The sequence below is a fragment of the Candidatus Thermoplasmatota archaeon genome (genome assembly GCA_022848865.1).
Taxonomy (GTDB): Archaea; Thermoplasmatota; Thermoplasmata; order RBG-16-68-12; family JAGMCJ01; genus JAGMCJ01.
In genome coordinates, this window is sequence record JAJISE010000018.1 from 1 (window position 1) to 24,832 (window position 24,832).

At 58.7% G+C, this 24,832-nt stretch carries 25 protein-coding genes and 1 tRNA gene; 12 read left to right on the top strand and 14 right to left on the bottom strand.

The window, feature by feature from the left end:
- On the bottom strand, positions 1-2,993 hold a 2,993-nt coding region (locus LN415_04850; GenBank protein MCJ2556420.1), incomplete at its 3' end, for an immune inhibitor A.
- Between the two features lie 111 nt (positions 2,994-3,104).
- Positions 3,105-6,227, bottom strand: coding sequence for a GNAT family N-acetyltransferase (locus tag LN415_04855; protein MCJ2556421.1), 3,123 nt, complete (start codon positions 6,225-6,227; stop codon positions 3,105-3,107).
- Positions 6,228-6,400: 173 nt separating this feature from the next.
- Here LN415_04855 and LN415_04860 point away from each other — a divergent pair, with 173 nt between their 5' ends.
- The 6 genes from LN415_04860 (at position 6,401) to LN415_04885 (ending at position 9,955) form a co-directional block, all read left to right on the top strand.
- Complete coding sequence (locus LN415_04860) at positions 6,401-7,075, top strand: TIGR00266 family protein (protein MCJ2556422.1); 675 nt, start codon at positions 6,401-6,403, stop codon at positions 7,073-7,075.
- A 44-nt stretch (positions 7,076-7,119) separates the two neighbouring features.
- A complete protein-coding gene (locus tag LN415_04865) occupies positions 7,120-7,401 on the top strand; it encodes a hypothetical protein (GenBank protein MCJ2556423.1) in 282 nt (93 codons plus the stop codon).
- 125 nt (positions 7,402-7,526) lie between these two features.
- On the top strand, positions 7,527-7,904 hold the full coding sequence (locus LN415_04870; GenBank protein ID MCJ2556424.1) for a class II SORL domain-containing protein: 378 nt from the start codon (positions 7,527-7,529) through the stop codon (positions 7,902-7,904).
- A gap of 232 nt (positions 7,905-8,136) precedes the next feature.
- Complete coding sequence (locus tag LN415_04875) at positions 8,137-9,189, top strand: hypothetical protein (protein MCJ2556425.1); 1,053 nt, start codon at positions 8,137-8,139, stop codon at positions 9,187-9,189.
- Between the two features lie 49 nt (positions 9,190-9,238).
- The gene (locus tag LN415_04880) at positions 9,239-9,622 is read left to right on the top strand and encodes a hypothetical protein (GenBank protein MCJ2556426.1); all 384 of its coding nucleotides are present in this window, start codon (positions 9,239-9,241) and stop codon (positions 9,620-9,622) included.
- Positions 9,623-9,646: 24 nt separating this feature from the next.
- On the top strand, positions 9,647-9,955 hold the full coding sequence (locus LN415_04885; GenBank protein MCJ2556427.1) for a hypothetical protein: 309 nt from the start codon (positions 9,647-9,649) through the stop codon (positions 9,953-9,955).
- A 28-nt stretch (positions 9,956-9,983) separates the two neighbouring features.
- On the opposite strand, the gene LN415_04890 is transcribed toward LN415_04885, so the two are convergent.
- Complete coding sequence (locus LN415_04890; protein ID MCJ2556428.1) at positions 9,984-10,526, bottom strand: hypothetical protein; 543 nt, start codon at positions 10,524-10,526, stop codon at positions 9,984-9,986.
- A gap of 175 nt (positions 10,527-10,701) precedes the next feature.
- Between LN415_04890 and LN415_04895 the strand changes: the two genes are divergently transcribed.
- Positions 10,702-11,040 carry a zinc-ribbon domain-containing protein gene (locus tag LN415_04895; protein ID MCJ2556429.1) on the top strand — a complete coding sequence of 113 codons (339 nt, stop codon included), beginning with the start codon at positions 10,702-10,704 and terminating at the stop codon, positions 11,038-11,040.
- A gap of 2 nt (positions 11,041-11,042) precedes the next feature.
- Here the strand turns inward: LN415_04895 and LN415_04900 are convergent, their stop codons facing one another.
- The 4 genes from LN415_04900 to LN415_04915 form a co-directional block, all read right to left on the bottom strand.
- Positions 11,043-11,744 (bottom strand): hypothetical protein, encoded by a 702-nt coding sequence (locus LN415_04900; protein ID MCJ2556430.1) that lies wholly within the window; start codon positions 11,742-11,744, stop codon positions 11,043-11,045.
- On the bottom strand, positions 11,741-13,168 hold the full coding sequence (locus LN415_04905) for a cobalamin-dependent protein (GenBank protein MCJ2556431.1): 1,428 nt from the start codon (positions 13,166-13,168) through the stop codon (positions 11,741-11,743). The genes LN415_04900 and LN415_04905 overlap by 4 nt, the downstream gene beginning before the upstream one ends.
- 235 nt (positions 13,169-13,403) lie before the next feature.
- Positions 13,404-16,331: a right-handed parallel beta-helix repeat-containing protein gene (locus LN415_04910; protein MCJ2556432.1), complete on the bottom strand. Its 2,928-nt coding sequence runs from the start codon at positions 16,329-16,331 to the stop codon at positions 13,404-13,406.
- Positions 16,332-16,497: 166 nt separating this feature from the next.
- Positions 16,498-16,602 (bottom strand) — tRNA-Ser (locus tag LN415_04915).
- 44 nt (positions 16,603-16,646) lie between these two features.
- On the opposite strand from LN415_04915, the gene LN415_04920 reads away from it, so the two are divergent.
- The 3 genes from LN415_04920 to gcvPB are packed head-to-tail and all read left to right on the top strand — an operon-like array spanning position 16,647 to position 19,637.
- The gene (locus LN415_04920; GenBank protein ID MCJ2556433.1) at positions 16,647-16,853 is read left to right on the top strand and encodes a hypothetical protein; all 207 of its coding nucleotides are present in this window, start codon (positions 16,647-16,649) and stop codon (positions 16,851-16,853) included.
- A 37-nt stretch (positions 16,854-16,890) separates the two neighbouring features.
- Positions 16,891-18,213, top strand: a complete 1,323-nt coding sequence (gcvPA, locus tag LN415_04925; GenBank protein ID MCJ2556434.1) for an aminomethyl-transferring glycine dehydrogenase subunit GcvPA — start codon at positions 16,891-16,893, stop codon at positions 18,211-18,213.
- Positions 18,210-19,637: an aminomethyl-transferring glycine dehydrogenase subunit GcvPB gene (gcvPB, locus tag LN415_04930; protein ID MCJ2556435.1), complete on the top strand. Its 1,428-nt coding sequence runs from the start codon at positions 18,210-18,212 to the stop codon at positions 19,635-19,637. Before gcvPA ends, gcvPB begins: the two co-directional genes overlap by 4 nt.
- Here gcvPB and LN415_04935 read toward each other — a convergent pair.
- Together LN415_04935 and LN415_04940 are read right to left on the bottom strand one after the other, a co-directional pair.
- A complete protein-coding gene (locus LN415_04935) occupies positions 19,618-20,274 on the bottom strand; it encodes a DUF115 domain-containing protein (protein ID MCJ2556436.1) in 657 nt (218 codons plus the stop codon). The genes gcvPB and LN415_04935 overlap by 20 nt on opposite strands.
- 11 nt (positions 20,275-20,285) lie before the next feature.
- Complete coding sequence (locus tag LN415_04940) at positions 20,286-21,437, bottom strand: DUF373 family protein (protein ID MCJ2556437.1); 1,152 nt, start codon at positions 21,435-21,437, stop codon at positions 20,286-20,288.
- 76 nt (positions 21,438-21,513) lie between these two features.
- Here LN415_04940 and LN415_04945 point away from each other — a divergent pair, with 76 nt between their 5' ends.
- The gene (locus LN415_04945; protein ID MCJ2556438.1) at positions 21,514-22,230 is read left to right on the top strand and encodes a hypothetical protein; all 717 of its coding nucleotides are present in this window, start codon (positions 21,514-21,516) and stop codon (positions 22,228-22,230) included.
- Between the two features lie 19 nt (positions 22,231-22,249).
- Positions 22,250-22,885, top strand: a complete 636-nt coding sequence (locus LN415_04950; GenBank protein MCJ2556439.1) for an MBL fold metallo-hydrolase — start codon at positions 22,250-22,252, stop codon at positions 22,883-22,885.
- A 2-nt stretch (positions 22,886-22,887) separates the two neighbouring features.
- On the opposite strand, the gene LN415_04955 is transcribed toward LN415_04950, so the two are convergent.
- From LN415_04955 to LN415_04975, 5 genes are read right to left on the bottom strand one after another with little or no spacing between them, the layout of a single operon-like run.
- Positions 22,888-23,544 (bottom strand): translation initiation factor IF-6, encoded by a 657-nt coding sequence (locus tag LN415_04955; protein MCJ2556440.1) that lies wholly within the window; start codon positions 23,542-23,544, stop codon positions 22,888-22,890.
- 7 nt (positions 23,545-23,551) lie between these two features.
- Positions 23,552-23,821 carry a 50S ribosomal protein L31e gene (locus tag LN415_04960; GenBank protein MCJ2556441.1) on the bottom strand — a complete coding sequence of 90 codons (270 nt, stop codon included), beginning with the start codon at positions 23,819-23,821 and terminating at the stop codon, positions 23,552-23,554.
- Between the two features lie 4 nt (positions 23,822-23,825).
- Entirely contained in the window at positions 23,826-23,981 is a 156-nt protein-coding gene (locus LN415_04965) for a 50S ribosomal protein L39e (GenBank protein MCJ2556442.1), read from the bottom strand.
- A 1-nt stretch (position 23,982) separates the two neighbouring features.
- A complete protein-coding gene (locus LN415_04970; GenBank protein MCJ2556443.1) occupies positions 23,983-24,315 on the bottom strand; it encodes a DNA-binding protein in 333 nt (110 codons plus the stop codon).
- Positions 24,316-24,323: 8 nt separating this feature from the next.
- Positions 24,324-24,779, bottom strand: a complete 456-nt coding sequence (locus LN415_04975; protein MCJ2556444.1) for a 30S ribosomal protein S19e — start codon at positions 24,777-24,779, stop codon at positions 24,324-24,326.
- Between the last annotated feature and the right edge of the window lie 53 nt (positions 24,780-24,832).

The window sequence follows — 24,832 nt, forward strand, 5'->3', positions numbered from 1 at the left end:
TCGTACGTGCATAACCTGCCTGGCAGCACGGGCGGTGCGCTATCACCGTGGTAGCCCCAACTGTGCGACCCTTCAATGGAAGGCAATGCGCACGGATCAGTCGCATCATCGACCTCATGCCAGAGTCCAGAGCCGACCCACCCGGGTGAACCGCTCTCGAAGTCCTCCTGCATGTACCAGATGATCGGGTCGTCCTCCATCATCGGGACAGGACTCCCGGGAAGCTCCACGCCGCTGTCCAGAATGTGGACTTCGGGTGTTCCCGCGGATGGCAGGTGCTGGTCGTTGTCGTAGAAGTCGATTCTGTACGTGAATACGGTCGCAGGATCTCCTGTTTCAGGGTCAAGCCCGTCGGCCACGTAGTTCGGCTCGCCCGTCCAATCGAAATACGGTGCATCGTTGCAGAAGACCTGGGGCCCGATGGACTGGATCGACATGGCCGTGTTCCCGGCAGTGTCGTTCGCCTCGAACCAATAGTCGTAGTAGTTCCCGCACGTCAGGGTCTGCGAGTGCGTGTACAGCTTCCCGTCCGTGAAGTCGACGTCGAGGGGATTGACCTCGCTCATTGTGAATGGCCCTCCCGGAATCGGTGCGAGGTTCTCGTTGATATTCAGAATCGGATGACCCGCTTCGGGAGGTTCGTTGTCCAGGTCCGTGTATATGACCCTCCACTCGAAAACCGTTGCCGCATCTCCCCAATCGGGGTTCAGGCCGTCCGCCACGAAGGAAAGCTCTTCTGTCCAAGAAAGCTCAGGGAGGTTGCCGCAGATGACAGTAGGACCAAGGAATGTGCCCCCAACGTACCAGAGCCCCGTGGCGTCGTTGGTCTCCATGTAGAGACTGTAAACCTCTGGGCACGGTAGCGTCGTATTGTAGTAGTAGGCTGCACCCGTCACGTAGTCCCCGGGGGCTCCGAGCCAATAGTCTAAGTTCATGCTGAACGGTGACCCGGGGATGTCCACGAGAAGGTTGTCCAGGATATGGACCAGGGGATGCCCTGCCGCTGGCGGATCGTTATTGAGGTCGGAGTAGAATACGGTGTAGTTGAAGCCCGTGGTCGCGTTGCCCATCCACGGGTTGAACCACTCGTTGAACAGGACTGGCGGGTCCGCGGCAGGGACGGGGAACGGCATGTAGAGCACTACATTCTCCAGGAATCCGGATAACCCGTTGTCATAGCCCCATTCGAGAGGCTGACTGGAGACGATGTATCCCGAGTAGGGCGCTGTGGCGCGTTCCGAGAAAATAGGAGGCCCACTGTCCAAGATTGTCAAAGACCCTCCCGGAGTCACCGTGAGATGTCCGTGATAGGACCACAACCAGCCCTGGAGCTCGGCAGCTGTTATCACAAGCGGGTAGTTCAGCACCTCATGCGTTGGCTCTGTCACCACTACGTTGTCTCCAAACACGGCAGAGTATGTGTATCCCCCCGGTAAAACACCGGTAGGCCAAGTCCCCAAGTTCGATCCATCGTCCGCCGTGTGGATTTCCAACACACCGCCAGATGCCACGTAGGCTTCGAACCAAGGGATATTGCCCTCCACCGCGATATAGAAAGGATCGTCCTGATCGCTCGATATGATGACCTTGTCGTAAGGATCCAGCGCCACGACTCCGATGTCCGCCCCGGAATAGACCGTGTAGCGGATGCCCCAGTAGTTGAGGGCATCCTCGTTCGAGGGGTTGCCCCAAGCATCCATGTTCTTGAACAGAGCCACGTTCGTCGGCCACGGAGCGATGAGCTCGTCTATGTTGATGTCATCGACGTACCAGCCTGCCATGTCGTTTGACATGTCATCGATCGTGTCGAACTGGAATCGTATCCAGATGACCCTTCCAACGTACTGATTGAGGTTGACGGCAGCCAGGTTCCAGGTCTGCCAGGGGTCTAAAGAACCGAGGACAATGTACACCGTGTTGAAAGTGACGTTGTCAGTACTTATCTGCACAGTCTTCTGATCCCAGGGAAAGCTCTCGGTGTCCCACCAGCTGAGGAACGTCAACCGGGCTGTCGAAGCAAAGGTGAGATCTATCGGGGGCGAAGTCAGATTGCCTATGTTGGCCAGTGGAGGTGTATCATAGTTGCAGGTCGCATCATCATGGTACGCGAAGGCATTATTCGGTGAGAAGGCAGACGGGGGATGTACTGCCGGCGGAGGAACGCCACCGTAACACGGGTCGATTGTCTGATCGGCCACATGCCACATTCCATCCATTGTCCATCCGGTTCCCGGCGTGTCAACATCGTCGAAGTAGTGCGTCTGGCGCACCGGATGGAACTCGACTGCGAGGCCGTCGAAGAGAGAGGGCGAGTAGTATGAGTACTCGACACCCACAGTCCCGTCCCAATTCTCGATTCCTGCGACAGCGACCAATCCGAAGTCATCGATCCCCCCGTAAAGCGTGTCGAAGTACTGGAACCGTATGACGTTCGTGGTCTCGTACAGAATGAGCTCGAATGTCAGGTCATCCCACCCCTGATTCGCGAAAGTGTCAACGCCGAACCACTCGACAATCATCATTCGGTAAGGGGCATTGCCTTGCAGCAGATAGCGGATCTCCCCCTGCTCGTGCAGGTCGTCCCAGAATGGTGCGATCAGGTTGTCCGGCTCTCCAGTCGTCGGTATGGGGGCGTTTGGGGCCCAGATGTTCTCGCACGTCGGCTGAGTGTTGAACGTTATCCCGCCGTTGTTGCCGATGCAGAACTCACCGAACACGTTCCCGTAGAACACGAACGGGAAGCCTATCCTGAAGGGTCCGAACTCGTCATCGTCCGCGTGCGGAAAGATGACGTTCGGCGAAGCGCTGGTGTCGATCCAGCTGTACTCAATCGTCGGGTTGGGGATCTGGTTGTCCACGTAGTAGTACCCCCAGCCGTCGTTTCCTCCAGTGCTCGCTTCCGCATTCTCACCGGTCATCACCATCGCAAAGGCGGAGACCAGCATCACAAAGCTCACAAACAATGCCCACAGCTTACTAGTAGCAGTATTCATGTATAAACCCCATCCTTGCCCCTCTCTGCTCAGAGCGAAGTGATTACCGCTATATAAATTCAATCTCAGCTCTATCAGCGGTTCTGTGCGTCGTTCTCGTTGACTGAGGCCCTAGTCCCTCAGGTCATCATCAGCGTGGTCCGCGAGGACCTCGTACTTCTTCGCCTCGTTCGGCGTTGTTGAAAGAACGATGTAGTGCGTCAGCATGCGGGTCTCTCTCGGTTTCAGCGGCATGCTCGACTCCGAGTGAACGTGCTTCCCCTCCTTGGCCATGTCGAACAGCATGACCTTGCATCGCCTAGAAGGGGACACGAAGCAGATGGACTCTCTCTTCCTCGAGCCGGTGATCACTATCGTGCGGTTATCGCTAATGGAGAAGGAGCTCACCTTCGCCCACTTCCTCTGTCTCCATCCCGACCTGCTGAAGTACGCGGATGTCCTCTTGGACCCGCCGACCTGATAGAAGCTCATGCATCCGCCCTCGAAGTACAGGGAGGACTTGCTGGTGTTCTTGAAGTCCTGTCGGACCGCGACGACATTGCTCCCTGGTCTGGTGAGATACTCAGTTGATACGGTCAGCCCCTTGAGCTTCTCGTCCTTCTTGATTCTCGTCTGGACTCTCACGCCCTTCCACGGTCCCCTCCTGACCTTCTCGTGCTTGAACGATTCCTCGTATAGCTTGCCAGGGAAAGCACCCTTCCTGGCGACGGGCGTCACGCCTCCGTACCAAGGACGGAACCACGACAGCTGACCAGGTTCAGGATAGGCGGATAGCATGTACTCGGCGCCCTCCTTCTTCAGTGACACCAGAGAACCTGCGAAGCCAGGGACCACGACAAAGGCGAGGTGCCCGTTGTCGACAACGATCCTCCCCTTCCTCTCACGGACCGAGACCTTCCCCGGCTTCCCGATGACGACAATCGGGAGAGCATACACGTCATCGTAGAGGGGGGTCCAAAGGCGGGCCTTCGCGAAGCTGACGCCCAAGCGAGCAGCCCTTACCCTCAATCTGACAGTTTCGTCGAAGGGGTTGTCCAGGCACAGCTCCTTCGCCTCGAACCTCGTCTTGTCCGCCCTGAACTGGGCGGGGAAATCGAGGGCTATCCTCGCGTCCGTCTTCTTGTTCCGCAGGTTCCTGAGCCTAAGTCCGAACTCGCCTTCGTTCTCCAGAACCAAGGGGCTCGGGTCCGTTGCGACCTGGAACACCCGCACGGGACTCACCTTCTCGTCCGACTCCAGACGCCCATGCGCAAGTTGGAGCCATGACTTCCTCACGCTTCTCCAGTCGGTCGTCGCGGGAATGACGTAGAACGGAGGGAGCTCCTTCCTCTCACCCGGCCTGATTCTCGGGGCATCCAGAGTGAAGTTGGGTCCCCATCCGCCGATGTGCGCCTCGGTCGCTGATTCCTGGTCCCAGATAAGTCCCAGACCCGTTTCCCCGTCCCGGAAATGGACCCAAGACTCTGTCAGGTATCCCGTCTTGGGAACGTCTTCCATCCAGTCCGGGAAGTCATCCTCGATGGTCTCCTCCTGGATCATGCCGTACTTGCTGGGAATGGTGATCCTGCCCTCGTAGACCTCTCGGAAGCCGGCGAACTGAATCTGGCATTCCACCGCCTTCTTCCCTTTGTTGTCAAGAATCGGAACGATCTGAACCGTGTTGCTGCCCGACATCCGTATCTGAACGGAGATCTCCAGCCCCTCCCTCTCCTCGGAGGATGTGGTGAGCGTCCCCGTCGCCAGCCCTCTCTCGTTCTTCGCTTTCATCTTGAACTCGAGCCTTGCGAGTTCCGACGGCCAGAAGGGCGGCCCGAGACGCACGTTGATGTGCTCCATCACCCGGTCCCTTTGGGACTTGTCATAGACATCCACCCATGCGCCTTTCTTGGTTGCCACCAGGCGTACCTGGGCGTTCTCCACCACCAGACGGTCGTCCTCCACGTCCGCGATCGCCCCGTGCACGCCCACGCTCCTCACTTTGAGCGTCTTCTTCTTGGTCCGCTTTCCCTCGAACTCTGCCCAGGCCATGATGGAATAGGTTCTCGTCTCTGGAGCCTTGGCGGTGATTCTGAGTGGAATCCCCGCGAGACCTTCGGCGGGTAACGTGAAGGGCGCGGTCCTCTTGTCGAGTTGCACGCCATCCGGTTCCAGGTGTATTCGACCCCTCACCTTCTTCTTCAGGTTGCTCCTGAGATTGATGTAAACTTCCCTTGACGTTCCCGGGACCATCGATATGAAGTCGGGATCCGTCTGCATCTCGATTGCCTGCTTGATGTGTAATCCCGTGCTGAGAACGAATGACTGCCCGTCGACCTTCATGCGGGATAGCACGCCGTCGCACTTCTCCTCCGAGTGTTTCTCCTTCGCATCAAGCGACACTTTGAGGCTGGAAGAGACCTCCCTCGACTTCCCCGCGGGAACGACGAACTTCTTCTCCTTCGAGCGAATAGTCACTCCCTTGGGCGGGGTCGCCCTCAGGCTGCACGCTATCTGCCGCTCGCTCTTGTTGACCACGGTCCACGTCATCTTCCATGTCATGCCCGCCAGAACGTCGTGTCTGTCGAGCTTGGCGAAGACCTTCATCTCATGGTTCTCGAAACCCGTGATCCCTCTGGATTCCCGGTCTATCCAGATCGTGAGCTCGTCATCGCCCTCCTTCCAGCCGTACGGGAAGACGTTCATCCCTTCAACCTCGACATCATCCTCCTCCAGAACGACCGGTCGCCGGAACGTGTGGTACCAGTCGTGCTCGTCGAAGTAGGGCTTCGCCGGCGGGAACCGCATTATCAGCGGGACGTAGCTCTGCATGTATACGTCGGTCTTGGGCACCCAGAAGAAGCCCGTCTTCTTGTACGCGGGAAGTGCCTTCATGTTGCCCGGCCAGGTGTGCAGGTCTAGCCTCTCGAGCCCCTGCTCGCGCGTGCACTCGACCGACCTGCAGAGAAGCTTCCGGCCGTAGCTCTTGCCGTGATGGGTGGGGAGGACGTTCAGCCAGGAGACGTACGCCGCCTCCTTCTCTTCAAAATAGGGGTTCACGCGCACATATCCGATCGCCTTGCCCTTTTCCATCAGGATGAACCGGCCATAGCACTTGATCCTCCTCTCGCTCTCCATGACCTTGTCCGGGGTCATGGGAACGCCTCTGGTCAGCCCGCCAGGCCAACCCTCGTCGCTGGCGTTCCACATGTCGGCCAATTCCTGCGCGTACTTCTCCTCGTAGTCCACGATCTCCATGCTGTTCCAGACACTAAGAAAGCAGAAGCATAAAAAAGTGTTGACGGGTTGGAATGAGTTGGCTGGCGTCAGTATCCACAACTTCCGTCGATTAGCTTTATATATCCAAATCGGGGTCTCCAACTGTCTCCCTGGAACCAACAGAGGTCTGAGGGACAGATGGAGGTATTTGCTTGAAGTACAAGATATCAGGAGACAATCTCCAGATAGTGACGTGTGAGCTCGAACCCAACGAGAAGGTTTACGCAGAAGCGGGTACGATGGTCTACATGAGCGGGAACATGATGTTCGAAGCCAGGGCCAAGGGTGGAATGATGAAAGGACTCAAGAGGAAGCTCGCCGGGGAGACCTTCTTCCTGACGGAATTCTCGCCCACTCGGAGCCAGGGATTCGTAGGCTTCGGAGGATCTGCTCCGGGGACGATCATGCCCATTCAGCTGGCCCCTGGCAGGGATTTCATGATCCAGAAAACCGCGTTCCTCTGTGCCGAGAACAGCGTGAACCTCGACATGGCATGGCAGAAGAAGCTGGGCGCGTCTCTGTTCGGCGGGGAGGGCTTCATCCTGCAGAAGCTATCTGGCAAAGGAACAGCGTTCATCCAGGCGACTGGCGATTTCGTCGAGATGGATCTGAAGCCCGGTCAGACCGTCAAGGTGGATACAGGATCGGTCGTCGGCTGGGATGCCACGGTGTCATACGACATCGAGAGGGCAGGCGGGCTGAAGACAATGATGTTCGCCGGAGAAGGAGTGTTCCTGACCACGCTGAAAGGTCCTGGCAAGATCCTGCTTCAGTCCATGAATCTTGCCGAACTCGCGGCGACCCTGGCCAGGCTCGCGCCCAAGTAGGACGGTGCGGGCGGATTCAATTGGGCAGATAGGGTGGGACATAAATGAAACCCGAGAAATTCGCTGTAGTAGCTCTGGTAGTGTTTCTGGCCATACTGGTGGCCATTCTCTTTGCGCTCTACATACTGGGGATTCTGATTGCCGTTATCGTCTTCCTCGGCGCTATCGTCTTCTTTGTGATAGTCGCAGCGATAATCATCATCGGAATCGTCTCCATTCTCGCCCTTCCGTTCTACTTGCTGGCAAAAGAGCCCGAGGTTGAGCAGGGCGGGGACTACAGAATCGACAACATCGAGGACAAGGAAGACTGGCCCAAGTCAGAATAGCTCCTTCTGTTGAGCACAGTCCACTCGCTGTTTTCCAGCCCAAAGCCCGTTGAAAAGTGTTTAATATCCTCGCGGATATCCAACGAGCGTCAGCTTATCTATCATATCAGCGGGGAGGAATTGGAATGAAGAAGATTGGAGACCTGATATACTCAGAAGAGGCAGAAGAGGACGCGACGCTAAAGGAGAAGCACACGCCCGAGATCGAGGCCCCCGCCAATGCGAAGGTGGACGAGGCATTCGACGTGACCGTGGTCGTGGGAAGGGCGGTCCCCCACCCGAACCTCGTGGAGCACCACATCAAGTGGATTCGGGTGTTCGTGGAGGAGGAAGGCCGATCGCACAACCCCGTGCATGCAGCTACGTACGAGATCGGACCCGCCTACGCGGAGCCGCAGGTGACGTTCCCCTTGAAGCTGAGGAAGTCGTCCACGGTCTACGCCCTGGGGTACTGCAACCTGCACGGCATGTGGGAGAGCTCAATCGACATCACCGTCGAATGAGACTGGTGATCGGGACGAATATCCGCCCTCCTTCCGGAACGCCTGTCTCCTCGAACAGTGACCGCAAGTAGGCGCACTGGGCATCGTAGTCCATCTACCTCCCATAGATGAGGTCGTAGCAGCAGGCCCATCGGTCGTAGTCGTTCATTCGCACGTTGAATCAGCTTCCCGCCTGTATCGTTTAGCCCTCGCAAGGTTTATCTCAATGGTCCTGATGTGTATTACTGGTACCATGAGGAAACGCACAGCGCTCTTTGTGATCGCCCTGCTGGCCGCCTCACAACTGATGGGAGTATCACTGTCCAGAGCGGATGAGCTGGGCGAAGTCGATTTCGAGGGTCGCCTGCCGAGACCGCTGTATCGCGCGTCCGCCGTGTGGGACGGCCACGAGGCCTTCGTCTTTGGCGGCCGGAACGAGGCGCAGGTATTCGACGACGTCATCGCCTTTGACGCGTCCCACAACGTCGCCTTCGACGAGAGCGTATTGCCCTCCAAGATGTCGAGCTCACCTTCGATCTGGGACGGGAGCCACGCTTTCGTCTTCGGCGGTATCGACGACATTGGCGTCAAGCTCGACCGGATAATAAGATACGATTCCCACGGCGGTACGGCGGAGGTCATGAGTGCAACGCTTCCCAACGGGAGAGTGGGCTCCTCTGCCGTGTGGGACGGAGACCACGCATTCATCTTCGGCGGGCATGACACGGAGTTCCTCAGCGAGATCGTCAGGTACGACACATCAACGGACACGATCACAGTCATGTCGTCCGGGCTTCCTAGCGGGATAGCGGGAACGTCCGCAATCTGGGACGGTTCCCATGTGTACATATTCGGTGGCAGAGACAACGCTTCCGCACTCGATCAGATCCTGAGATACGACCCGAGCACGGACACCATCGAGAAGCTCGGAGAGACTCTGCCAGGCCCAAGGTTCCACGCTTCAGCCATCTGGGATGGCGAGAGCGCCTACATCTTCGGCGGGAGGAACATGGAGACGACGCTGGACGAGATCGTGCGGTTCACCCCGTCGACTCAGAACGTGACGCTCCTCTCAGTCGGACTGCCAAGCCCCCGGGAGCTCACGTGCGCGATCTGGGACGGCGAGACTGCACACATCTTTGGCGGGATGAAAGCGTTCGTCGCGCTGGACGATATCCTGGGGTTCGACCCAACTGGCGGCGGACCTGCGGGAATGTGGGAGTCCCCGCTCCTTTATGTGCTCCTGGCGGTCGTGATCGTCTCCATGGCGACCGTTGTGGCCTGGCTGGCCAGAGAGCGCGACTGAGCTCAGGGAGGCACCATGGTCAGGAGCTCCAATTCCGGAGGGATGTGAGATGGCCGAAGAGATGTATGACGAGCACGGAAGGGTGAAGACCGAGCGGGAGTTGGCCCCGCCGGCCGAACGCAGGTATGGCAAGTGGATGGCGATCGTCGCCGGAGTCCTGATTCTCGTACCATCCATTCTGGTCATGATCATCAGCATATCTTTCTTGGTCTTCGGCGCCTCCGACATCACCGGTTTTGGCTTCTACGCGTTCGTGCTCGGTTGGTGGGTCCTCTTCTTCGGGATCGGGGGAATGGCTGGCGCAATATGCGCGCTGATGCGAACGCGCGGTCTGTTGGCGGTCACGGGCGCTGTCCTCATGATGCTCGTGATGCCCTATTTCGGCGCCCCTGCACTCCTGCTACTCTATTTCGCGAGGGACGAGTTCTCGTAGATCCTTGACGGGAGGCAAGTCGGAATGGAGATGGAGGAACTGCTGACCGATGCGGGATTCGCGCTGGTGATATCAGGTCTGCTTGCGGCGACCTTCACGTTCGCGTACGTCGGCAACTGCGGGGAAGCAGCCTACCGCGAACTCCACGGCGAGGATTGCGGTCTCTACCCGCCCATGTTCTACGGCGGTGTCATCGTTGGCGCCGTCGGATTCCTCATGGTCGGTGCTGGCGTCCTGGGCGCGAGGAGGTCCAAGGATCCGCCGCCCGAGGAAGAGAACTGGACCAGTGGATTTGGGCCCGCTCATGCAAAGGAATCGAAGTCGAAGAAGTAGTCCAAGCTGAGTTGGCCAGACGCTTCCGTCAGTCTTCTCCATTCCTCTTCCTGGCATCCGAGAAGACATGTCTGCAGTCCCGGCAGATGCCTGAACCGTCGGGATAGACCGCGAGGTTCCCCGAGCCGCACTCCTCGCAGGTCAGTCCAGAGATCTCTTCCGTTCTAAGCGTCTCCACTCTGGGGATTCTCCTCCTCAGGTTCCATCGGGGTTCCAGTCGGTGCTCTCCAAGGATGTAGAAGATGGCAACGTGGATGATTATCATTGGCACCAGCAGGGCCCAGGACAGAGAATTGGCAAAGAAGATCATCGCACCAACCAGAAGGATGATGACAAGGACCATGAATATCTTCGCACCGAAGTACGCCCAAGAACGTCTCTTGATTAGGCCAACTCCAAGGATGATGTACCCAAGGCACCCGAGTATGGGTAGCCAGAGGACCAGACACATGAACGGGACGATTGGGAGCATAACGATTAAGGGGGTGATCAGCAGAAGGCCCCATACTACGAGAAACGCTCCGACCAGAGTCGTGACTGGTAATTTCACCTCTTCCGCGACATCCCTCACCTCTGCATCATCGTGCTGCGGCGCTTAAGTGTTTTGGGGAGGACCATGCAGCGGAGAGACATTCGATTCCCATTCAGCAGTCTGATACCGTAGCGAGAGGGTCGACCAAGGGATTGGGGGCTCTCACGTACAGTTTGATATAACGAAGTTAATCTCCAGCCTGGAGGCAACATCATTGGTATACTGTGCAAAGTGCGGTCAGCAAAATGCGGATGGTGCCCAGTTCTGTAGCAACTGCGCCGCTCCCTTCGGAGCCGACAGAAGAGGCAGGGAGAAGGAGTGCGAGAGGGACTGCGAGGATGAATGCCACGGGGGCCCTCCTCGTGGCGGTTCGATCATCTGGGGAGTGATAATCGCCCTCATCGGTCTGTTCATCGTGATTGAGCTCGGCCTGAAGAACGTCGAAGGAATGCCGGATTGGATAGCGAACTTCCAGCTCTGGTGGATCATACCAGTCCTCATCGGCATTGCCATAATCATCGCCGGCATCAGGATGATGGTCAAGAAGGCCTAGGCTCAGTAGGCCTTGCAGACCTCACTGCAGTTCTCGCAGATCTTCGCGTGACGCCAGTTGGAGAGATGGATTCTCGCATCCAGCCAGAGAAATGACACGACTATTGCGAGCAGTGCAGAGGTTGCATCACCCGTCGAGTGAAAGACGCCGGTCACGACGAAGAAGAAGCCGATTACCAGAAGGCCATTGAATGCCGCGTGCAAGAGGGCGTTTCTCCTCGGGAGTGCTATCTCCCCGAATGCCACGACGATGAGGATTAACCCAAGCAGCACGAACAAGCCAGGGATCCCTGGTGACATCCTGGCGGGTATGATGACGAAGATACTCATCAGGATGATGGCCATCACGCTACCACTGGCCAGACCCGTGCAGCCCGCGCACCGAGCTCCCTTGTCGGTTGTGATGACGTGGCTCGCGAACCCTTCACAGTCCGGGTGGTGACCGCGACGTCCTCTGGTTTCCGCCCGACCGTGGCCCTCGCTCGATCCGTTTCCTCTGCCGACAGCCCTACCGATCCATCCTGGTCTGAGAGCCAGTGAGATTCCGAGCAAGCAGCTCCCGATGAACGCCCCGCCCGCGATCAGCCTGTCCAAGATATCCAGGTTCTCTGCTTCCGAGGAGACGAAGAGCGTCATTGCCATGACAATGCACGCACCTATGACCGAGACGACCAAGTAGTATGCCAACTCGCCCTTTCGGCTCAAATCAGACGCCTCAGGTTCCTCAGCACGCTCTTGCCCGCCATGTGGCGGTAGGCTCTTCTCTTGGTCCTGTTCTTCGAAAACAACCCCGCTATGTTACGCGGGAGGGACCCGTAGAAGGCCCTGTAGCATCCATAAAGCTCCTGCTGCACCTCGTCACGCGAGAGCGACTCGGTCGGCATGATAGCGTGAACCATGTCGTAGTGCGCGTAGTTGGAATCCTCGATCCACCCGTTTCGCAAGGCGGTCTCATGGACTTCCGTTCCGGGATATGGCGTGAGGACGGTGTATATCGCCAGGTGAGTGTCCAGCTCGAGAGAGAACCTCCGCAGTTGCTTTATCGACTCCGCCGTGTCCCTCCTCGAGCCCATGACCAGCATGGACTGCGTGAAGACGTCGTTGTCGTTGAGGATCTTCACCGCGCGGGCCGCATCGCCAACTCGCAGCCCCTTCTTGAAATCCTTCAGGATCTCGGGAGAGTTGCTCTCGACACCGATGAGGATCCAGCTGTTCCCCACCTCCCGCAGTTTCGCCACCAGATCGGGGTTGTTGGCGATGTCGTCCGTCCTCGCTTGGAAGAACCAGGCGATGTCGTCGGTGAAATCCCGTTGGCGCAGCTCCCGCCAAAGCTCCTCTCCCCGACTCCTGTAATCGAAGTTGTCATCCGTCAGCCAAAGGAACTTCCCGCCGAATCGCTGATGGAAATGCTCCATCTCATCCGCTATCCGTTTGGGCGATTTCGTCCTCCACACGCCGTTCCAGTGCCTCCACTGCGTGCAGAAAGAGCATCTATGCTTGCAGCCCCGCGAGCCTTCCAGGATCATGTACCTGGTGCTCTTGCCCGCCATCATGGTGAAATGATACTTCCCGATGTTCTTCTCGACGAGATGATACGCGGGGAATGGCAGGGTGTCGAGATTCTCGACCAGCGGGCGCTGCGGTGTGTGAACGACTCCGCCGTTGTTCCTGAACGAGAGCCCTTCGATCCCCCCGACGTCCTGTCCATCTCTCAGGGCTCTGATAAGCTCTACGAGCGTCACTTCCCCCTCTCCCCTGACGATGTAGTCGATCTCGGGGAAGTCGTTGAGGGAATCCTCCGTCGTGAATGAGAAATGCTGACCGCCCAGGACCGTGACTATATCCGAGCTCACCCTCTTCGCCGCTTCCGCGACCTTTGCACAGGCATATGCATTGGCCGTGAATCCCGAGGCGGCAACGACGTGTGGAGCGAACGGTTCGATGCGCTCCTCGACATCCTTCCAGCCCTTCCTCTCGGCCTGGCAGTCAAGGACCTCGATCTCGACGTCGGGCAGTTCCCTCTCCAGGTACGCTGCGAGCACGAGCAGTCCCGTGGGCGGGGGAAGATACTCGCCCATGAGAAACCAGTAGTCCTTGGGCGGCTCGACGAACAGGATCTTCGTGGACATTCTCTCCCGCTCCTTGACCCGAAACGGTGCCATCCCCTATATATCGATAACCCAGCGGCTCCTAGCTCCCCGCCCGCATCCCTTCGTAAAGCTATGCCTCCGTTCTTTCTCCGTTCTTTCTCCTATGTCTCACTAGAGATCCTCCGCTTCTCCTCCGTAACTCCTCCGTACCCACTCCGTTTCAACTCTGCATAGGAGGCTTCGAGAAATCGCACTCGAGCGGTCGCAACATCTGCTAGTCGATTCGTCGCCCTTTGGCCTGCTCTTCCTCTGTCTCCCGAGACGTGGTTGGCTTCTTGGGCTTCGTCTTCTCTCTGAGATAGAGCAACAGGAGGACCGCCGTGACGACAACCAGAATTAGCAGCCCCCAGAACCATACCTGGTCATGCAAAGGGGTTTCCGGAGGGCGTTCCTCAGCATTGCTGATGGTGAAAGTCACGGTTGCGAGAGCCGAGTAGTCGGTGCCGTCGAATGACCGAGCGTAGACGGTGTGTTGTCCGTTCGAGAAGACCGTCGTGTCCAGATCGTAGCTCCACGATGTCGTTCCGATTGCCTCTATCCATCCGCCACCGCCAATTCTGACCTCGACGAACTCGATAGTCCCGTCAGAGTCTGTCGCGGCCCCAATGACCGCGTGCCTGTCCGAGACGGTCTCGCCCGTTGAAGGGCTGATGAAGGCGCACGAGGGCATCTGGTTCTGATGGGAGGCCGAAGGTCTGGCACTCACCTCGGATGAGATCTCCCCTTCACCGACAACGTTGGACGCCGTCACCTGATAGTAGTATGTCAAACCATTGGTCAGGCCAACGTCTTCGTACGTGAGGATGTTCCCCGGCGTAGTCAGGTATGTCTCGTTGCCACTGGAGGTTCCTCTGTAGACGCTGTAGTGCGTGACCGGAGAGCCACCATCATCGATCGGGGGAATCCAAGTGAGCGTGACCAGACTGTTCCCCGCCGAGACCCCAAGTCCGATCGGAGGACCGGGCACCGCCATCGGCACCGCGCTCACAGAGTCCGACTTCGAGCCCTCTCCGATGGCGTTCTTTGCTGAGATCCTGTAGGAGTATGTCTGACCATTCGTCAGGCCCGTCTCGGTGAATGTTAGAACGTTCCCGATTTCGACGAGGAACGTCTCGCCCCCGGAGAAGGGCCCCTTGTAGACTGCATAGTTGGTGATGGGAGAACCGCCGTTGTCCGTCGGAGCGTCCCACGTCAACGTCAGCCGGCGGTCGCCCGCGGAAGCCGTGAGCCGCGTCGGCACACTCGGAACGGTCAAGACTGCTGCCGGTGTCGCACTGACCTCCTCGGACATGGCACCCTCGCCGACCTCGTTGATCGCGGATACCGTGTAGTGGTAAGTCACTCCATTGGTCAGTCCTATGTCGACGTATTGCTGGACGTACCCGACCTCGGCGAGAAGCGACCCGACTCCGGGTGTTATACCTCTGTATATGTTGAAGTTCGTGACCTGAGACCCGCCATCCTCAGAGGGCGGCATCCAGGTGAGGGTGATCAGCCTGCTTTCCGCCATGGCAGCGAGACCCAGAGGCGGGCCGGGCACCGTCGCCGGAGTCGCGTAGACATCCTCGGTCTCCAACCCCTCGCCCACCTGATTCCTGGCGGAGATCCAGTAGCTATGCGTCTGGCCGTTCGTCAGGTTTTCATCGGTGTACGTGAGCACATTCCCTATCTGAACTAGAAAGGCCTGGTTATCATAGTCTATCCGCCGGTACACGCGGTAGTTGAGAATCGGTGAGCCGCCGTCGTAGGCAGGGGGATCCCAGGTGAGGGTGACTTGGCCGTCTGCTGGTGTTGCCTCGAGATTCTGCGGCTGGGAGGGCGGGGATAGAGGAACCACGTTGGGGTTCACCTTCGGATAGTGGTCGACGCTGCTCCCGACAGGGATATAGTACAATGAGTCGCCTATTCCGTCGCTGCCGGGCAGGTTCTGGTCGAATCCGCTGAATTGATCCGTCCCCACATAGTCGCTCCAGTAGTTGCCACCCGAGGGGTATCCGTCATCCCACTGGTTCGCGCCATCGTCGTACGCTTGATCTCGGTTCCCTACTATGTTGTTGTGGTACATCCGATTGCTGTCAGAAAGGTAGAGATCCAATCCCCTGTAGCGGTTCGAAGAGATGCTGTTGCCGAATATCGTGTTGTTTCCCGAGGAACGAAGGCTAATGCCATCGCCATCATTGGAGGATATGCTGTTCTGATCCATCGTGTTGCTGCTGGAGGATTCGAGATAGATGCCATAATAACCGTTCAGCGACACCTGGTTGCCACTCATTGTGTTCCCACTCGACAACTTGAGGTATATGCCGTACTCATTGCTGGACACCTTGTTTCCAATGAGAACGTTACTTGCGGATTCCTCGAGACGTATGCCGGTCCTGTAGTTTGACGAGGCCGTGTTCCCCTCGATCCGGTTGCTGCTAGAGGACACGAGCCAAATCCCGGAGCCCCATGATGGACTGCGGTCATAGTAGTTGCTCCAAGCTGTGTTTCCGACTATGTCATTGCTGCTGGACGAATCCAAGTAGATGCCCCACTGGTTGCTGGACACGAAGTTGTTCTCGATGGTGTTCCCCACCGACGAGTCCATGTAGATTCCAGAACGTTCGTTCGAGGACACGACGTTGTTCGCAACGTGAGCATTACCCGAGGTGGAGAGTTCGATGCCATTATAGCCGTTCGAGGAGATGATGTTGTCAACAATCACTGTTCCATCCGTGTCAAACACGTCGATGCCCCTGTAGCCATTGGAGATGATGTTCGAAGAGACGACGCAGTTGTCGACGGCCCCGATTCTGATACCGGGATAACCGTTGGTGATGGTGAATCCAGATACGGTCGCGGAGTTGGCAGCGAATAGGATTCCTTCCGGCCCATTATGGCCGTCGATTATGGTCGTTTCCCTGCTCTCCCCATTGAGGAAGACCGACTTGGTTACGACTATGTTCTCCCGGTAGATCCCACCATAGACGTAGACGGTGTCGCCTGGATTGGCCGCGTTCACAGCCGTCTGTATTGTCGTGTAGTTCCCGGGGCCCGCCCCGCCCACATAGCGCGTTACCGCACTCACGCTCTCTGGTAGCACAGTCACTATCGCGAATACCGATGTGAGTACCAGAAGAGACACTAAGATTGACCTCTTCATATCCTCCCCAACCGATGTTGACAAGCTGAGTTCGGGCTTATAATCTTTGCGTTTGGGCTCTGGTTGCGACCGTTCGAGTCGATTCCAATGCCACTAGTGGACTCGCGAATGAGCGGGCGGGAGATGACAGACCGCGGAAGCATCACCTTGCCGCGCCAGCAAAGAGCGCCGAGGGGGAGATTCGAACTCCCGCGGTGCAAAGCACCAGTGGCTGTCTCGATCGTCGAGACTCTCGAGGCCACCGCCGTAGACCGGACTTAGCTACCTCGGCCTGGTGCAAAAGCTATTAGGGAATGCGGAAATAACACTATCGGTATGAAGGTCCACGTCGAACTGCTACCTTCGGGGGAGAGGAAGACGATGAAGTTCCCGGACGAGGCCAGCGGATTCGATGTCGTCCGCGCGCTTGACCTGAAGCCGGATGCGCACATCCTGGTCAGGGACGGCAGCCCGGTCCCGATGGATGTCGTCCTGAGCAACGGTGACAGGGTCAAGCTCATCAAGGTCGCGTCTGGCGGGTGAAGATTTATAGTGCATAGGCAATTCCTAGAGGGTTTACATGGACTCAGAGGACGAGATGCTCAGGTCGCTAGGCATGAAATCCATCGACGAGCTCTTCGAGGACATCCCCGAGGAAATCAGGGTCGAGGAGATCGGCCTGCCACCTGGCAAGAGCGAGATGGAGGTCCTCAACGAGGTCGGGGCAGTGCTCTCCAGGAACAAGAGCATCAGCGAGATGCCGGCCTTCCTCGGCGGAGGGGTGTACAACCATTACGTGCCCGCGCTCGTCGATGAGATCCTCTCCCGCTCGGAGTTCTACACGTCCTACACGCCGTACCAGCCCGAGGCCAGCCAGGGAATGCTGCAGGCGCTGTTCGAGTACCAGAGCATGATCTGTGAGCTCACGGGGATGGAGGCGGCGAACACGTCCATGTACGACTGGTCGACCGCCATCGGGGAGGCAGCGCTCATGGCCGCCCGCCTGACCCGCAAGAGCGAGATAGTCGTCCCGAGGGCGATGCACTGGGACAAGCACAGCGTCCTCGCCAACTACTGCAAGGGCCCCGGGATCAGGGTCAGGGCGTTCGACTACGACAAGGAGACGGGCAAGATAGACGTCGAGCACCTGAGCAGCCTCGTCTCCGACCAGACGGCAGGCGTGTACTTCGAGAGCCCCAACTTCTTCGGTATTGTTGAGGACGAGCTCGACGCTGTGAGGGACGTCTCAGGGGACGCCATGCTCATTGCCGGCGTCAACCCCATATCCCTCGCGCTGCTGAAGCCGCCGGGGGACCACGGCGCTGACATCGTCGTCGGCGAGGGTCAGATGCTCGGCTCCTATCCGAGCTTTGGCGGGCCGCTCCTGGGGATATTCGCATGCCTCCAGAAGCACGTGAGGAAGATGCCCGGGCGGGTGATCGGGATCACCGATGACGCCGACGGCAACCGGGCCTTCTGCATGACCCTGCAGACGAGGGAGCAGCACATCAGGCGGGAGAAGGCGACGAGCAACATCTGCTCGAACGAGTCCCTGATGGCAATCGCTTCCGCGGTCTACATCTCGGTCCTGGGAAGGAACGGGCTCAGAAAGGTCGCCAACGAGTGCGTTGCGCGGACACGGGAGGCGGCGAGGCGCATCGGCACGCTCGACGACTACCTCGCCCCCGCGTTCTCGGCGGAGTACTTCAACGAGTTCGTTGTCAGGTCCAAGGTCTCCTACGACGCCGTTCACAGGCACCTGCTGCACTCTGGCATACACGGCGGGCTCCCTCTCAAGTCCCACTTCCCGGAGCTGGAGGAGTCCGCTCTATTCGCGTTCACTGAGGTTCACACGACATCGGACATCGACAGGCTCGTCTGGGCGCTGGAGGGGGTCAGGTGAGCTACCGCCAGGCGCGCTACGAGGTCCCGCTGATCCTCGAGCTGGAGGACACGGTTGGGGAGGACGGACCCGAGAGCGAGCTGCCGCAGCCTCTGCTGAGGGATGAGCTGAGGATACCCAACCTGCGCGAGTCCCAGGTCACGCGTCACTACTTCAGGCTCAGTCAGATGAACTTCGGCGTCGACACAGGGTTCTACCCGCTGGGGTCGTGCACGATGAAGCACACGCCCAAGATACTCGAGCGGGTGGCCTCCTCGCCCAAGGCCAAGTTCCTGCATCCCGAGCAGGACTGGTCCACGGTCCAGGGCGCCCTTCAGATCCTGTACGAGCTCCAGGGCATGCTCGCCACTCTGGGCGGTGTGCATTCCGTGACCCTGCAGCCCGCGGCCGGTGCCCAGGGCGAGTTCACGGGACTACTCGTCGCACGCGCCCACCACGAGGACAACGGGGAGAAGAGGACCCAGGTGGTCCTCCCCGATTCCGCGCACGGCACGAACCCCGCGAGCGCCGCCATGATGGGCTTCGAGGTGATAGAGATCCCGTCCAACGAGGGGCGCGTGGACCTCTCCGCTCTGGAGAAGGCCGTCGGGGAGAAGACCGCGGCGTTCATGATAACCAACCCGAACACGCTGGGGCTCTTCGAGAGCGACATCCTGGAGATTGCGAGGATTGTGCACGACGCCGGGGCCGTGCTGTACTACGACGGAGCGAACCTCAACGCGATAATGGGACGCACCAACCCCGGCAGGATGAGGTTCGACATAGTGCACTTCAACCTTCACAAGACGTTCGCGACGCCCCACGGGGGAGGCGGACCCGGTGCGGGTCCCATCGGCGTCGTCGACAGGCTGGATGAATACCTCCCCGTGCCCGTTGTCGCCTACGACGGGGAACGCTACTATCTAGAGCACGACCGCCCGAAGAGCATCGGGAAGGTGCGATCCTACCTGGGGAACTTCGCCGTCCTTCTCAAGGCGTACGCCTACATCAAGCTCCAGGGAGGGGACGGGCTCAAGCGCGTATCGGACCGGGCCGTTCTCAACTCCAACTACCTGAGCTCGAAGCTCGAGGGCGTGCTGGATATCCCCTACAACGGGCTCAGGAAGCACGAGTTCGTCGCGAGCGCCTCGTGTCTGAAGGAGAGGGGCGTCAGGGCGAAGGACGTCTGCAAGCGCCTCATCGACTTCGGTTTCCACCCGCCCACCGCCTACTTCCCACAGCTCGTGGACGAGGCACTGATGATAGAGCCCACCGAGAGCGAGACGAAGGAGACGCTGGACAGGTTCGCCGAGGTCATGCGGGAGATAGTGAACGAGGACCCCGAGATCACGAGGAACGCTCCCCACAATGCATCCGTCAAGCGTGTGGACGATGTGGCAGCCGCGCGAAAACCCGTTCTCAGCTTCAAGATGATGGGAAGATGATCCTCTCGTTGTCGAGGCTCTGGATGAGTACATAGGCCCAGTCCAGCTTTCTCGCCTTCACCTTCACGTCCTTGTCCTTCTTCCGCGGGTTCTCGAAGTCGAATCCCGCGAGCCTTATCTCCTCCGCGCCGAAGTGGTCGGCAATGAAAACCGCCCTGTCCCCGTCCGTGAAGCCGCCGAAGTTGAGTATCCCGCCCAACGGTTCGACCTGGGTCGTTCCGATGACCCGCCCCTCGAACTTGCCCACGTGCTCCTGCAACGCGTCCATGTTGTCCCCGTGGGCGTGGATTATGGCCACCGCCCCCTGCAGGTTCGCCCGCACAAGGTCCTCGATCTTCCCGTCCAGGTCCGTCGTGAAGGCGTCGGGGACCACGTCGTGGGCGAGCAGAACGGATGTCGCCTCGTCCGCGGATATGACAACGCCCGCCAGGCTGTCGACCTCCCGCCCGAGCGACTCCGCGTCGCCGGCGACCGTCACGAGCTTACCCTCGATCATCACGCGCAGATCGTCTGCGGACGAGGACATGCCCTCGAGCAGTCCGGAGAGCACCCGGGCCGCCCGCTCGTCCTCCTCTCGGCTGTAGCCAAAATCCGCCAGAATCTGGTCGTAGTAGATTTCCCAGCGGGAGAATTCCATGCCAGTCCTTCCTAGTGCCGCCAGAGGTCCTCCGAAGGAACCCTCGGCGCGATCATGCGGTATATCGCCAAGCCCAGAACCGTGATGACCAGCCCGAACACGATCTCCACCGTTATCACGGTCGTCATGTACGGGTCCACCGCGCTGACGATGAGGCGAATGGCCTCGAAGAAGATCAGAGTGAGGAAGCTCATCACGAGCCAGAAGACCATTATCGGGACGAAGGATGCGGGGAACTTCCTTCTCTTCGCGTAGGCATCCACGACGCTGCCCAGCTCGTAGACGAACATGGCCAGTATGAACCACCATATGGCCGTGAAGAAGAAGATGAATATCGCCTGTGAAATGCCCTGGACATCGGGCGTCGTGCCGGCGGAGATGCCCATGATGAGGCCAATCAGGATCATCACCATCGTGACACCCTTGAAGATTACCGTGAAGTCGCCCGACATGATGGAGCTCCTGACGTCGCGCACGCCGTCCTTCGTCCTCGTTGCGGTCGTCCTCACGAAGCCCTCATCGAAGTGGATTCTGGATAACATGTAGATGCTCAGAACGAGAGCGATGAGCCCCGGTGCAAGGGCGGGGAGCGTGGGAATGATCTCCACACCGCTCACGAACAGAGCGTAGAAGAACGGGATGATGTTGAGGACACCCAGTATGAACAGTACATAAGCCACGGGTGTGCCGTATCTCTTCTTGATCTTGTCGTCCTTGAGCGCCTTGATGACGCTGTAGTAGGCGCTCTCGATCTCCGGGTTCTGCCTGACATACACCCTCTTCACGTGGTTGACCTTGATCCTGGACGCGATTATGGGGAAGACCTGTTCGTCCTCCGCACCGTCGCTCACGAGGTAGGCGTAGTCCGGCTGGACCTCGTCGAGGACCTCGTTGAGCTGCCTCGTTAGCTCCCTGTCCGACTTGTAACCGACGTTCTTGTCCCCGGATATCGTCGCGACCTCCGCCGAGATGCCCTTCTCGGTCAGGTCGTTGTACATGGCGACAGCTGAGAGAATCGTGTTGACATCGGCATCCTCCGGATCCACAAGGCCGAGCTTCACTGCGGCCGCCAGGTTTTCATCCTTCCCAATCACTGGTGCTGGTATGCCGGCCTTCACGCCGATGTCGTCGTCTCTGTCGACGCAAAGGACGAGAGCCTTCATGGCGCCCGCTCTATCGTGAGAGGAACTATATGAAATTATCTAGCTCGTTCCTCGATAACGATGTCGAAACGATTATATGGTCAGAGAAGATAATGCGAAAAGGCCCATGCCAGAGGAAGAGGAGCTCGAGGATGCCGTGAATTCCATACGCGACCTCGGCGACATCGCTGATCTGATGCGCTGCCCGAACTGCGGGGAGATGACGGACGCGAACAGGAACATATGCGAGTCCTGCGGCTTTCTGATCGGAGGAAGTGGACCTTCCGAGGAGGACTTGACGCACGCAGTCGACGGCGGCTTTGAGGAACGTCTCAACATGACGCTCAAACCGATGGTCCGGTCTGAGCCCAGACGCTCATCGGAAGCAGAGCCTTCGAAGATCGCCCGTGACGTCGTCGAAACGGAGGTCCTCCAGACAGCTCCTGAAGAGCCGATAGGCCAGAGGACCCGCAGGTCGATCGAGACCGTGGCCCCTGTCCGACTCGAGAGGAGGAGCAATGCCGTCATGGTTTCATCCGTCATAGCCGTGATCGCCGGGATAGCGACCTACATGCTCTCGTTCTTCCTCGTGGCTGACAGGGTGCTCGCAGGAGCTACCATGGTCTTGGGGGCTGTTCTCATCGTGATCTTCGGCAACGTCGCCGTGGAGGGCGCCTTCGCGTCGAGACGTCCGGTCCTCGTCGCCGAAGGTCCGAGGAGGAAGACGGTCCAGTATGCCTGCCCCGACTGCAAGACCGCTCTCAGGGAGGAGGAGCTCGAGTGCCCGATATGTGGGGCCGTCTTTGAATCATAGGGAATAAGGGGGAATCGGGTTGGAGATTCGGTGGCACGGACACTCGTGTTTCGAGATTTCGAATGACATCACCATCGTGACTGATCCTCACGACGGCAGATCCATAGGGATAAGGCAGCCGAACGTCATGGCAGACCTAGTGCTCATATCACATGACCACTGGGACCACAATTGTGCCCGGATCGTCCGGGGCAATCCCAAGGTCATAGACTCGGACTTCAGCGGCACGGTCAAGGGAGCGAGGATAAGCTCCATCGGGACCTTCCACGACAGGTCCGGTGGCGAGAAGAGGGGGACGAACAACGCCTTCCTCATCGACCTGGACGGCACCAAGTTCTGCCATCTCGGGGACCTCGGGCACGTACCGCCTGAGGACAAGCTCGCCAAGATGAGGGAAGTGGACGTGCTCTTCATCCCCGTCGGGGGCGTCTTCACGATCGGGGACAAGGAGGCCGCGAAAGTGGCCAGGGAACTGCGTCCCAAGGTGTGCGTGCCCATGCACTACCGCATCGGGGGGCTGTCCCTGTCAATCGGCCCCGTGGACGACTTCCTCGGGCATTTCCCGGAGGAGCAGATCATCCGCGTCGGGAATCAGGTCTCTTTCGAGCGGGACGACCTTGGCGGGAAGATGAACATCTGGGTCTTCTCGCTGTAGGCTCAGTATAGGACCAGACCGTCCTCTATTCTCCCGATCTCGATGGGCGTCGTCGCCGTGCCCACGACGGCCCCCTTGCTGTTCGCCACGAGACACGCCCCGATATACGTCGTTCCGTAGTTTGCCGTCGCTATCGTCGCCGGGACCTTGAGCACGTCCTCCAGGACACCTTTCTCCGCCTCCGTGATGTCGGGGTGGCATAGGACGCCCTTGTTGGTCGCGACCGCCACCGAGCCGACCGTCTTGAGGCCGGCGATCACGCCCCTGACAACGGGGACCTGGAGCGCGTCCTTGAGCAGCTTCACCGTATTTCTCCCGAAACCGGGGTGCACCATCGCGCCGTTGTCGTTGCATAGGATGTTGTTGCCGACGGCGTTCAGCACGTGGTCTATCACCACGGGCTTGAGCATCTTCAGTTCATCGAGCTCCTTGCGGCTCACGAAGTTCGTCACCATGGAACCGTACGAGTTGGAACGTATCAGGGAGCCCAGAATCGTCGAGCCGCCGATTGTGGTGACAACAGCTTCGCTCTCCAGCGACTTCGAGGCCCTTTTCACTACTTTGGCGGGAACGCTGGGATTGCACACGACGTATCGCTCGCTCGCCGAGCTGAAGACCCCCACATACGAATTACCAGTGAAATCGAGCTTGCTTATCAAGGGGACATCAGCCCTCCGGAAGGGAAATCTCGACGAGTCCGTCCTCGAACTTGATGACCCTCACCCGTATCTTGCCGGGTGGCTTCTCGATCCCCCGCGCCCACACGGCCTCGTTCACGCGGGCGTCTATCCAAATATCCTCGGGGCCCGCCTTCATGTGCTTCATCACGTACTCCTTTATCGCCTTCATCGCCCTCGGAGCACGCTTCTTCCTTGGAACGTTGATGACCATCCTCAGCGGGATGGTCAGGATCCTCTCATCCTCTTCATCTGCCATGGGATCACCTATTGAGGCGTCCGCGTCTCCAGAGCCTTCTCTTCGGGTGGCGGAGGAACCTTCTGTTCGTCCTCTGGATGACCCACGCGGGGACCCTCCTGTTTCTCTTCGTCGCCTTCATCAGCCTGAGCTTCCTTCCGAGGGGCTTGTTCCGTGCCATCTCATCTCCTCTCAATCTTTATCTCTCTCTTCTTCGGCATGACCTTCCTGAGTATCTCTCTCAGCCCGACATCATCTATGACGGACTTGACCCTTCCCGTCTGAACGAGAGCTATCAGCTGGTTCTCCACTCCCCGTGCGATGTCCGGGTAGGCGAGGGCGACCCTGCCCATCCTCTCCCTGGCCTCGGGAGTGAGTATCTTCCTCAGTACCGCCTGTCTCTGGCCCTCGATCTGCGCGGCCTGCTCCTGCTCGAAGACCCTCTGTTCCTGGTCCATCTGGATCTGTTCGATTCGCTTCTTTCTCAGGGCCTCAAGTTCCTCGTCTTCTTCCATCTCAGACCTCAGAGGTACTTCGTGAGTTCAGGTTCGACCTTTGCCATCTTCTTGAGGATATCGTGCGAGGCGTTGTCCAGGAGACTCTGCCCGGCGGGAGAGATGATCCTCCCCTTCTTCTCCACGATGGAGACGTATCCGAGCTCCTCCAGCTGCTTCAAGCAGTGCCTGGCCACGGCGCCGCTTCCTGCCCTCGCCTTGGAGGGCTTTGACCCCCTGTCCTCCTTCCCGCCGAAGAGGGCCGCCAACCTCTCGGTCCCTATGGGCCCGTCGAGGTAGACCTTCCTGAGCACCGCCGCCAGCCTCGTGTACCACCAGTCGTTCTGGGCGGGGCTCTTCTCCTTGTGGACCCCGGTCTTCGCGAACGCGCTCCACTCGGGCGGCTCGACCTTGGCCTCTTTCTTGAACTGTGCAGCGACCTTCTCTATCAGGTGCTGTGCGGGAACGTCATGGGCGGTTGTCATCGAATCCAATCCTCGCGGAACGAAATAGAACCAAGGTCTGATATTAAACGTTT